Annotated in this window: 9 protein-coding genes; 3 read left to right on the top strand and 6 right to left on the bottom strand. The window is 45.6% G+C overall.

Annotation, left to right across the window (positions count from 1 at the left end):
* Nucleotides 1–10: 10 nt before the first annotated feature.
* Genes B9T20_RS07290 through B9T20_RS07275 form a run of 4 tightly spaced genes read right to left on the bottom strand, consistent with a single transcriptional unit; the run spans nt 11 to nt 5,460 of the window.
* The gene (locus B9T20_RS07290) at nt 11–490 is read right to left on the bottom strand and encodes a hypothetical protein (RefSeq protein ID WP_094490451.1); all 480 of its coding nucleotides are present in this window, start codon (nt 488–490) and stop codon (nt 11–13) included.
* A gap of 19 nt (nt 491–509) precedes the next feature.
* Nucleotides 510–1,640, bottom strand: coding sequence for an ABC transporter permease (locus B9T20_RS07285; RefSeq protein WP_094490450.1), 1,131 nt, complete (start codon nt 1,638–1,640; stop codon nt 510–512).
* 1 nt (nt 1,641) lies between these two features.
* The gene (rbbA, locus tag B9T20_RS07280) at nt 1,642–4,368 is read right to left on the bottom strand and encodes a ribosome-associated ATPase/putative transporter RbbA (protein ID WP_094490449.1); all 2,727 of its coding nucleotides are present in this window, start codon (nt 4,366–4,368) and stop codon (nt 1,642–1,644) included.
* Nucleotides 4,369–4,386: 18 nt separating this feature from the next.
* Entirely contained in the window at nt 4,387–5,460 is a 1,074-nt protein-coding gene (locus B9T20_RS07275) for an HlyD family secretion protein (protein ID WP_094490448.1), read from the bottom strand.
* 211 nt (nt 5,461–5,671) lie between these two features.
* Between B9T20_RS07275 and ettA the strand changes: the two genes are divergently transcribed.
* The 3 genes from ettA to tsaB are packed head-to-tail and all read left to right on the top strand — an operon-like array spanning nt 5,672 to nt 8,259.
* Nucleotides 5,672–7,339 (top strand): energy-dependent translational throttle protein EttA, encoded by a 1,668-nt coding sequence (gene ettA, locus B9T20_RS07270; protein ID WP_094490447.1) that lies wholly within the window; start codon nt 5,672–5,674, stop codon nt 7,337–7,339.
* Nucleotides 7,340–7,369: 30 nt separating this feature from the next.
* Nucleotides 7,370–7,546 carry a zinc-finger domain-containing protein gene (locus B9T20_RS07265; protein WP_008316128.1) on the top strand — a complete coding sequence of 59 codons (177 nt, stop codon included), beginning with the start codon at nt 7,370–7,372 and terminating at the stop codon, nt 7,544–7,546.
* Nucleotides 7,543–8,259 (top strand): tRNA (adenosine(37)-N6)-threonylcarbamoyltransferase complex dimerization subunit type 1 TsaB, encoded by a 717-nt coding sequence (gene tsaB / locus B9T20_RS07260; protein ID WP_094490446.1) that lies wholly within the window; start codon nt 7,543–7,545, stop codon nt 8,257–8,259. The genes B9T20_RS07265 and tsaB overlap by 4 nt, the downstream gene beginning before the upstream one ends.
* A 53-nt stretch (nt 8,260–8,312) precedes the next feature.
* Here tsaB and B9T20_RS07255 read toward each other — a convergent pair whose 3' ends face one another.
* Both B9T20_RS07255 and B9T20_RS07250 read right to left on the bottom strand, forming a co-directional pair.
* Nucleotides 8,313–9,071, bottom strand: a complete 759-nt coding sequence (locus B9T20_RS07255) for an energy transducer TonB (RefSeq protein WP_094490445.1) — start codon at nt 9,069–9,071, stop codon at nt 8,313–8,315.
* A 6-nt stretch (nt 9,072–9,077) separates the two neighbouring features.
* Complete coding sequence (locus tag B9T20_RS07250) at nt 9,078–11,081, bottom strand: TonB-dependent copper receptor (protein WP_094490444.1); 2,004 nt, start codon at nt 11,079–11,081, stop codon at nt 9,078–9,080.
* Nucleotides 11,082–11,532 lie beyond the last annotated feature (451 nt).

The raw sequence follows: 11,532 nt of genomic DNA, 5'->3' as shown, positions 1-11,532 counted from the left end.
CCTTTTTACATTACAGCATCTCAGGAAAGAGGGTTTGTGTTGATATGCCAAGCTTATCAAGCTCGCGGATGATGTGAGGCTTGGCCGCTTGATCCACAATGATTTCAATGGGGGCATTAGTCAAACTGTCATGGGCAAGGCGATCGGCATTGTTTTGCTGATCATTGACAAAGACAAAGGTGCCACGTGCAGTTAATTGCAAGGCGGAATCAGCATGGATATCGCCTTTGGTCACGGCATGATGCGGCACATGGTACACCAAAATTTCACCATCATTTGGGCCATAATCAATGCACGCAAAGTAGAGCGCAATGAGAGGATTGCGGGCAATGTCAAGGGCGGCAAGATCAGCACAGTTTTCCACATCACTTGGGCTACTTAAGCCCAAATAATAGAGGGCGTGATCATCATCTTTGACAATTTGTTGGATGATGCGCACTAAATCTAAGGGCGAACCAATAATATACGGTTGGTGGTCGATCTTAATCATTTGATTTTCCTTGATGATGTTAGGCCATGCGACTGATGGTGGCTCTGAATCGTTGGTGGGCGAAATAAAAGAACACACTGCCAATCAGCAATAGCATTAAAAATTGTGGCCAGACAATCGCCATCGAAGCATCTTTAAATAAGATGGCTTTGCTCAATTCAATAAAATGTGTGGTCGGTGCAATCACCATAATGTTTTGAATGGCTTCTGGCATGCTTTCGCGCGGCGTCATTCCGCCAGAGAGCATTTGCAGCGGCACCAACACAAGGAGCATGAGCATACCAAATTGTGGCATGTTGCGTGCGACTGTGGCTAAATAAATGCCAATGGCGCTCATGGCAAAAAGATGGAGCACAGAACCCAATAAAAAGAGCGGAATCGATCCAATGATGGGCACATTGAGCACCCCTTGCACGATGAAAATGAGGGATAAGGTTGCAGAAATCAGGACCACCATGCCCATTGACCAAATTTTCGAGAGCATGATCTCAAAAGGCGTCAGCGGCATGACCAAGAGATGTTCAACCGTACCTTTTTCGCGCTCACGAATGAGGGCAGCACCCGTTAAAATGATGGCAAGCAAAGTGATGAGGTTAATGATCTCAATCAGCGCCCCAAACCATGATGCAGTCAAATTTGGGTTAAAGCGCATGCGCTCTTCAATCATCACGGGATATTCTGCCGGCTGACGTACGCGGTCTAAATATTCTGTCACTTCACCATTGATGATTTGATTGACGATCATATTGCCCGTAAAGGCTTGGGACATGCGTGTGGCATCAATATTGAGCTGAATAGAAGGCTGTTTGCCAGCGAGCACATCGCGCTGAAAATAGGGTGGAATGTTCACCACAAAGGTGTAATCGCCTTTATCTAGCCCGCGATCCATCTCACTTAAAGAGATGTTGTAAGGCGTGATGAATTGCGGTGGATAAAATGCCGTTTTGATGCGGTTTGATAACGTGGAGCGATCCTCATCCACAAACACAATGGTGGCATTTTTAAGGCCATCAGGCATTGCAGTTGCGGCGGTATACACGGAAACCGTAAAGGTAAATGCGATCAAAATTAATAAGATCGGATCACGAATGAGGCTCCACAATTCTTTGACGCCTAAACGATAAATGTTGGAAATTTTTCGTGCAATCATATCAACGCTCCTGTTTTTTAAGCAGCAACACGCTCGCGAGAATGATGACCGGAGCGGCAATGACGAGCACCATCAACTCATGGCCAAGCGCATTGATGTGCAGTGCTTTACTGAACACGCCGCGAGTTGCGGTGAGCATGTGCGCCGTCGGATAGATGTTGCCCATGATATTGCCAAAAGTGCTCAACGATGACACAGGATTAATGAGCCCTGAGAATTGAATCGCCGGAATCAATGTGCCAATCACTGTAAAGAAAATGGCGCCAATCTGACTTTTCGTAAGGGTTGAGGCAAACAGCCCAAAACCTGTGGAAAAGATGCAGAATAAAAAGGTCACAAAGGTAAGGGCCAGCAAACTGCCTTTGAGCGGCACACCAAAGAAATAGATGGCCAAAATCACCATCAGACAATAGTTGAGCATGGAAATGGCAATGTACGGTAGCTGTTTACCCAATAAAAATTCAAGCTTGGTGACAGGCGTCACATAGAGATTAATGATCGAGCCCATCTCTTTTTCACGCACCACAGAAAGGGCTGTGAGCATTGAGGGAATGAGCAGCAGTAAAATCGGAATCACGGCAGGAACAATCGCTTGAATGCTCTTGATGTCTGGATTATAGCGATAACGCATCTCCACATTAAAATCGGGCTGAATGTCGATGCCATATTCATATTTCGCAGTATTGATGAGCCAACCTTGATGTAGGCCTTGCACATAACCGCGGATGGTTTCCGCGCGTTTTGGCATCGCGCCATCGACCCAAATGCCAATGGATACGGGCAAGCCTTTGGCCACATCGCGGGCAAAGTTACCGGGAATTTCGATGGCTAAAGCTATGTCGCCGCTTTGCATGCGCGCATCCAATTCTTCATAGCTGTGAATGGGTGCTTTTTCTGTAAAGTAGCGCGAACCTTCGATGTTGCTGATGTAATTGTTGCTCAAAGTGGTTTGATCGCGGTCAAACACAGCATACGGGAGATTTTCCACATCGAGCGTGATGCCAAAGCCAATGGCGATCATCAAAATCATGGAGCCAAGCAGGGCAAGGGTTGCACGGATCGGATCGCGTTTGAGCTCTAATGCTTCTCGCCATGTGTAACTGAGCATGCGTTGAATGCTAAAACGTTTTTGAGGTTCAGCAGGTAAGTTCTCGTCTTGCACAAGGGGTTTATTGGATTCGCTGTTATCAGTACCTGCGCCTGCATCAATCAGATATTTAATGAAGGCTTCTTCCAATGTTTGGGTGCCTTGTTTTTTAATGAGATTTTTGGGTGTGTCGCTGTCAAGCACTTTGCCCGCATGCATCATGGACATGCGATCACAGCGCAATGCTTCATTCATAAAATGGGTGGAGATGAAAATGGTGACGCCATCATTGCGGGATAGATCAATGAGTAGGCGCCAGAAATTATCACGCGCCACGGGATCAACGCCGGAAGTGGGTTCATCTAAAATGAGCAATTCCGGTTGATGCACCATGGCAACGGCTAAAGATAAGCGCTGGCGCATGCCAAGGGGAATGTCATCGGGAAGCGCATGGCGCACAGATTCAAGATCAAAGCGTTTGACCATCGCCTCAACGCGCGCGGGAATCTCAGCTTCTGGCACATGAAAGAGGCGGGCATGCAGCTCTAAGTTTTGCAGCACCGTCAACTCGCTGTATAAAGAGAAGGCTTGGGACATGTAACCGACGCGTCTTCGGGTGTCTAAATCTTCAGGGTCCACTTCTTTGCCAAAGAGCCAAGCTTTGCCTTCTGTGGCGGGTAGTAAACCTGTCAGCATTTTCATGGTGGTGGATTTACCGCAACCATTGGAGCCTAAAAAGCCAAAAATCTCCCCTTTGTGGATCTCAAAATTCACATGATCCACCGCCGTAAAATCCCCAAAGCGCATGGTTAAATCTTTGGCTTTGATGGCAACGGGCGCACTTTCATCAATCTTCAGAGGCGGCACCACAACGGCTTCATAGTTTTCGCGTTTTGCTTCTGGCAATAGCTGAATGAAGGCAGTTTCAAGATCATCGCTGTTGGTTTTTGTGAGTAGCTCTGTGGGTGAACCAGTATCTAAAATTTTGCCATCATCCATGGCAATCAGCCAATCAAAGCGCTGGGCTTCATCCATGTATGCGGTGGCGACAATGACGCTCATCTGTGGGCGCTCTAAACGGATGCGATCGATCAAATCCCAAAATTGTGCGCGGGCCAAAGGATCAACGCCTGTTGTGGGTTCATCTAAAATGAGTAGATCAGGATCATGAATCAGTGCGCAACATAAGCCAAGTTTTTGCTTCATCCCGCCTGAGAGCTTACCGGCAGGGCGCGTTAAGAAGGGATATAAGCCGGTGCTTTTGGTCAAATCATCAATGCGTTCACGGCGCTCTTTGGCATTGTGCCCAAAGAGACGGCCAAAGAATTGTAGATTCTCTTCCACAGACAATGTGGGATAAAGATTTTTCCCCAAGCCTTGCGGCATGTAAGCAATGCGCGGGCCAATCTCATCGCGCACGGTTTTATCACGCATGTTGCCGCCTAAAACCATCACTTCGCCCGTTTGAATGGTACGCGCACCAGAAATCAGAGACAACAAGCTCGATTTGCCGACGCCATCTGGGCCAATGAGCCCAATGATGATGTTGCTTGGAATCTCTATGGATAAATGGTCAAGGGCGACAATTTGTCCATATTTGAGTGTGAGATCACTCACCGAAACCACAGATGGATGAGCCATGTTGTCTCCTTATCAAGTTTAGAATAGATGGATGTTCAAGGCTTCAGGCCAAGGTTGATCATCATTTAACTTGATGTACGCTTTACCTGTCACACCGGTTTTGATGTATTTTTGATATTTTTGCAATAATTCAGGATCAAAAGTGGCTTTCACGCGGTACATGAGTTTTTCGCGCTCATCATCGGTTTGAACCGTTTTTGGGGTAAATTGGGCTTCTGCAGAAATAAAGGTGATGTGTGCAGGTAAGACATATTCAGGCACAGAATCTAACACAATGCGCACTTCTGTCCCATCTTGATCACCGGCCACAAGTGGCATGATGGCTTTGGTGGGTAAAAAGAAGGTCATGTTCACTTTAGAAAGGTCCAATAAATTGAGCACTTTGCCGCCTGCCGGTAAAACTTCACCCGGTTCTGCAATGCGATATTGAATGCGCCCAAACACAGGGGCGATTAATTTGGCATCTTTAATGTCCGCTTCAATGCGATCAATGGTGGCTTGCGCCGCTTTGATTTGCGATTCTGTGGCCACATATTGTGCTTTGGCCGCTTCAATGGCAGATTGAGCCGCTTGTACTTTGGCATCTGCGGTGTCAATTTCTGATTGTAAAACTTTGGTGTACGCTTCTTGATCGTCTAAATCTTGCTCCGTTGTGGCGCCTTTGGCCGTCAAGGTTTTGATGCGTTTTAATTTGCGTTCAGCAGCATACAATTGGCTTTGTTTGGCAGAAACAGCCGCTTGTGCAGCCGCTTTGTCGCTCTCTCTTGCCGCAATGATGGCTTTAGCGCTGTTTGATTGATGAATCGCTTGTTGATGATGGGCTTTGGCTTCATTGAGCTGTGCTTCTAATGAATCTAGCTGCATGATGGCAACGACTTCGCCTTTTTCTACATAATCGCCTTCATCAGCTAAAATGGTGGCGATGCGGCCTGGTAATTTTGTAGAGATGTCGAGCGGCGTCACTTCAATGCGCCCATTGCTGACCACAATGCCTTCTAAATCATCGCGAGAAAAATACCAATATGTTGCCGCGAGAATCACGATTGCAACAATGATGCCAAAGATGGCTTTAGGACTAAAAGATGAACGCATAAAACGCCTCCGTGTGTATTGATTTTTATATGATAATTTTTGAATCTTTAACACTATAAACGTATCATTTTTTGCGCAAAATAGCCATGATTGACCATTAAAATCTATGCATGGGCGCTGCAATTGACGCGATCGGATGGAAAACAAGCGTTTTTAGAATGAATAGGGTAAAATGTGGACTGTTTTATTTTAAGTAAGGAAAGCAAATCATATGGCGCAGTTTATCTATACGATGAATCGTGTAAGCAAAATTGTCCCACCGAAGAGAGAAATTTTAAAAAATATTTCTTTATCTTTCTTCCCGGGTGCAAAAATCGGTATTTTAGGTCTCAATGGTGCAGGTAAATCCACATTATTGAAGATCATGGCAGGTGTGGATAAAGAGTTCCAAGGTGAAGCGCGTCCACAAACGGGCATTAAAATTGGTTATTTGGCCCAAGAACCACAATTAGATGAAACCACAGACGTTCGCGGTAACTTAGAGCAAGCCCTTGGTCCCATCAAAGAAGCCTTGGCTGCGTTAGATCAAGTGTATGCTGCATATGCTGAACCCGATGCGGATTTTGATGCATTGGCTTCTAAACAAGCAGAGTTGGAATCTTTTTTAAGCACGGTGGATGGCCATGCGTTAGAACGCCAATTAGAAATTGCTGCCGATGCCCTTCGCTTGCCACCAATGGATGCCGATGTGACGGTTTTATCCGGTGGTGAAAAACGCCGTGTGGCTTTGTGTAAATTATTATTGTCAAAGCCTGACATGTTATTGCTCGATGAACCAACGAACCACTTAGATGCGGAATCTGTGGCATGGTTAGAGCGTTTCTTGCACGATTATCCGGGTACTGTTGTGGCGGTGACGCATGACCGTTACTTCTTAGACAACGTTGCTGGCTGGATTTTAGAGCTTGACCGCGGACATGGTATTCCATGGGAAGGCAACTACTCTAACTGGTTAGAGCAAAAGAATAAACGTTTAGAGACGGAACAAAAACAAGAAGAAGCTTTTGCAAAAACGTTGAAGCAAGAGCTTGAATGGGTTCGTCAAAATGCCAAAGGTCGTCAAGCGAAATCTAAAGCACGTATTCAGCGCTTTGAAGAGCTTGAAAGCCAAGAGTTCCAAAAACGTAATGAGACGATGGAAATTTATATTCCAGCCGGTCCTCGTTTGGGTGAATTGGTGATCGAAGCCACAGATGTTGCCAAAGCCTTTGGTGATAAATTGTTGTATGAAAACTTAAGTTTTAACTTGCCACGCGGTGGCATCGTGGGCGTGATTGGTCCAAATGGTGCGGGTAAATCCACACTCTTTAAATTAATGACCGGTCAATTGCAACCAGATGAAGGTACATTCCGCGTGGGTGATACTGTTAAATTGGCGTACGTGGATCAAAGCCGTGATACGTTAGATGGCAGCAAAACTGTATGGGAAGAGATCTCAGAAGGCCAAGACATCATTCGTGTGGGTACATATGAAATCCCATCTCGCGCATATTGTGGTCGTTTTAATTTCAAAGGTTCTGATCAACAAAAATTCATCAAGGATTTATCTGGTGGTGAACGCAACCGTGTGCATTTAGCCAAAGTATTGCGCTCTGGCGGCAACGTCATTCTCCTCGATGAACCGACGAATGACTTAGACGTTGAAACATTGCGTGCCCTTGAAGATGCCATCTTAGCCTTTGCAGGCTGTGTTGTGGTGATCTCGCATGACCGTTGGTTCCTAGATCGCGTGGCGTCACACATCTTGGCGTTTGAAGGTAACTCACACGTTGAATGGTTCCAAGGGAACTATGCAGATTATGAAGTGGATCGTAAACGTCGCTTAGGCATGGATGCGGATCAACCTCATCGTTTGAAATATAAACCAATTTCTCGTTAATTAATCCAGCTAATCTAAGGGAGATATCGAATGAAAGCTCATCCTGAGACTCATCATGTAGAGAATAGAGAAGTGATTGTCTGTTGTCCGCCAGAGAATGTAGATGTGTGGAATTTACATCCGCGCGTTTATTTGGCTTTGAATGCGGATGGTTCTGTCAGTTGTCCATATTGTGGCGACGTCTATACGATGGATGATGAACAGTGAAAGTTTTAGCCATTGATACCTCCACAGAAGCTTGTTCTGCTGCGCTTTACGTTGAAGGTGAATTGATTGAGCGCTACTTAGTGGCACCTCGTAAACACATTGAGTTGTTAAAACCCATGGTGGATGAGGTGATGAAAGAAGCAGAAGTTGACATCAAAGAGTTGACGGGACTTGCCTTTGGGGCGGGTCCTGGCAGCTTTGCGGGATTGCGTGTGGCTTGTGCCTTTATGCAAGGCATTGGTGCGGCGCTGGATTTACCGATCGTGCCGGTTTCTTCATTGATGGCCATGGCGCAGCAAGTGCTCGATACGCATCCTGATCGCACCGTGCTTGTGATGCTAGATGCCAAAATGAAGGAAGTGTATTGGGGTGTTTACCGTTTAGAGAATAAACAAGTGGTGACGGTGCTGCCTGAAGCGGTGACGCCAATTACAGACATTCCAAACTTCAGTGGTATTGTGGGTTTAGGCAACATCATTGGCGCAGGGAATGGCTGGGATGTGGCACCAAATTGGGTGGAAGCATTATCCCCTGAGTTGATTGAGAAAAATGTTTACCCACGCGCCGGCGAAGTGGCGCTGCTGGCCATTGAAGATTTAGAAAATGGCATGGGATTACATGCAGATCAAATCTCACCGAGTTATTTGCGTAACAACATCGCACTGACGGTGGAAGAGCAAAAAGCCCAGCGGGCACAAAAAGACGAGAAATAAATGAAAAACCTCATCCATGATGAGGTTTTTTTATGTCCTGCATTTTCACCGAATCATTTTTGTTGAATGGAAAATGTGATGGTAAAGATGTAATCATAGGCAATCGGTTGGCCATGTTGCATTGCCGGGCGATAATTGTATTTTTCCGCCGCTTTTTGCGCTGCATTGTCTAGGCGCGTAAATCCGCTACTGTGTTTGATGGAAACATGACTTGCTTTGCCAGAAGGCAGAACGTGGGCAATCAATGTGACGCGGCCTTGCTCTTTTCTGCGTAGGGATTGCTCCGGATATTTTGGGCGGCGATTGCCAAGGGCAGCGCCTTGATGAGAGGGCGGCGAAAACTGTGTACCATTGCCGCCACCATTGACTGTTTGTGTATTGCGCGTGCCTGTGCCGGTGGGTTTACCCATCGGTTTTGCATTGGGTTTTTTGACGGTTGGTTTTTTTGTAGATCGTACATTTTCTGCGGGCATTGCTTGCGATAATGGCGTGGAGATCTCGGGTTTTGGTGCGTCAATTTGTTGAATTTCTTTTAACTTTTGTGGCTTTTGTTCGACAGTAAAGGTATCATCTAGCGAGCTTTGCACTGCCAGAAGTTCCGGTGCCTGACTGTTGTCCTGGGGGAGGGCTGTATTATCAACAGATAAATCAGGCGCGGAGGCTTCTGGCAGCGTAAACCAAGCAACTTCAAGTGCAGTGCCCGCAAGTGGCACAGATGAGGAGACATGATCCTTGGCATTGAACCAATGCTGAATCACAAAATAATGTCCCCCCGCCACGATGGCAAGCACTGCAACATCTAACCATTTCATTGCAAATTAGAAATTCACATTCAAACGCAACCAAGCGCGGCGCCCTGGTTCATTGACGCGGAAATTTTGTGTTTGATACGTTAATGTGTCTTGTGCGCTGCGACTCACAAACTCTGAGTAGTTTTTATTAAAGACGTTATCAACACCTGCCAATAAAGTCACCTCTTTGCGGATTTTCCAACCTGCGTTTAAAGAGACCACGCCAAATCCTGCACTTGGCCCTGAGTCTTCACCAAAGATATTGCCTTGATTTTTGGCAAAGCGGTTTTGTGAATCCACTACGCGCCACACGGCACCTGCGCTGAATTGATCATTGCTCCAATTTAAACCTGTGGTCCATTCTAATGGGGCAATTTGTGCCAGGGCTTTGCCATCGGTTTTGTTTTTACCGTGGGTATAAGCAAGGCTGCTGCTTAATGTCCAGTTTGGTGCAAAGTTCCATTGAACTTGGGCTTCTGCGCCGTAGCGATCTGCGCTGATGTTGCGTGCATTGCCTTGATCAATCAAAATATAATCGCTGATGTGGCTGATGAATGCGGTGGTTGTGAAGGCTAGTTCATCGGTTTGATACAACACGCCAAAATCCAATTCATGGTTCGTTTCTTTAGATAACAGTGCACCATTGCCGCGGCTGCGTTCCCAGAAATCCGGCGCGCGCTGTGCCATGCCGTAACCTGCGTGCAATGTCCAGTCATTGATGGCGTGTTCATAGCGAATGAATGCCGAATCTAAGTTGTAACGCTGATTGTGTAAATTTGCAGGGAGTTTGGCGCCCATACCAAAATTGGGATTGTATTTTGCATCATTGCGATCATGACGGTAACCGGCCACCAATTTATTGTCATCATTGATGTACCAAGTGGTTTCAGCAAATACACCAATGTTTTTGAACTTTTGATTCAATTGATATGGCATGTTCTCGTAATTTTGCACCATGCCCAAGGCAGGCTTCATGTCAGTCGTGCGTAATTTATGACGATCGGCAAACCAATCCATGCCCACAACGGTGTGTGTATCACCGAACGCCAATTCTGCAAAGAGTTTTGCCGTTTGCGTGGTGCGAGCAGGATTGCTGACGGCATACATTTTCATGTTGTGTTTGCCTTTGCCAATCACTTCACGGAAGGAGTAGTTGTCCATCACATGGTCAATTTTATTGTGACTGTATTCAAACTGTACTTTTGTGAGCCATTCGGTGAGGTTTTCTTGTTTGACCTTCACTCTCCAGCTGTCGCGATCAAATTTGACGCCATCCATCCTGCGATCCGCATAATAAGTGTGGCCGCGGCTGCGATCATAGCCCAATTCAATCAATGTATTTTCCGTGGGTGTTAAGCCCAATTCTAGTGTTTGGCTCTCTCTTTTATATTTAGAGTGAACTTTATTGCCTGCGCCATCTTTATAGTTGTTTGATTTATTATAAGTGGCATTGGCATGCACCCAGCCCCATGTTGTGCCAATGATGGCATCGGCATAAGACTCGATGCGGTCAAATGATCCACCTAAGAGTGAGCCACTAAATTGTGTGGTCAATTCATCAAATTTACGATCATTGCGCACAAAGCGTGCCACGCCGGCAATGTTGCCTGGGCCATATAAAACGGTTTGTGGTCCTTTAATGAAAATCACTTCATCATAGGATTCTGGATAAATATAAGCTGTAGGCGGATCCATACGACCACCGCAGCCGCCAAGGATCATGTGATCATTGCTTAAAATGCGAAGACGTGAGCCACCTAAGCCACGAAACACAGGTTCGCCACCACCGCCACCTTTTCTGGCAATGCTCATGTTTGGAATGAGTTTTAATAATTCAGCACCATCTTGGGCAGGCACGGGCTGAATGGCTTCTTTTGGGTTGATCACTTGCACATTTGGTTGGTCAGAGATTTTTGCGATCACTTGAATGTCATCGAGTGTTTGCACGGCCTCTGTTTGTTGTGTCTCTTGTGCGTAGGCGCCTTGTAAAAGAAGTGTGGCCACCGCCGTATATAATAGTGTTTGTTTCATATTGAACCATATCCAAAAAAATAATGATGAATGCCGTGTGACTACAAGTGTAACCACATGTCTACAACTGTAATCAATTGACTACATATGTAGATCATTGATTCTTATAATCAATGGCGAAGAATCATAGCAGGTTATTTGTTTAATAAAGTAAGTATGATTGTTATAAATGGATAAAAAGTGTTAAGAATTATCGTAAATGATGATGGGGAACCTGCTAGAACTCGCGCTTCCTCACCATAAAATTGCATCAAATAAAGGGGTGAATGGCAGGGCAGCGTGCTTTGATACAATTAATTTCAATTATTTTTATGCTTTATCTTATTGTTAAATATCATTTTTGTGAAATAGTTTAAAATTAATTGAAAAAGGGTGTTGACACATCTCTGAATTTATCTATAATGAGCACCTCTTCTGAACGAGGCGCTGCTGAAAAGCGGTGAGTTTGAAG

It is taken from the genome of Wohlfahrtiimonas sp. G9077 (assembly GCF_002252155.1).
Lineage (GTDB): Bacteria > Pseudomonadota > Gammaproteobacteria > Cardiobacteriales > Wohlfahrtiimonadaceae > Wohlfahrtiimonas.
The sequence above is the reverse complement of the archived record's forward strand: the minus strand, read 5'-3'. Positions and strand labels throughout refer to the sequence as shown.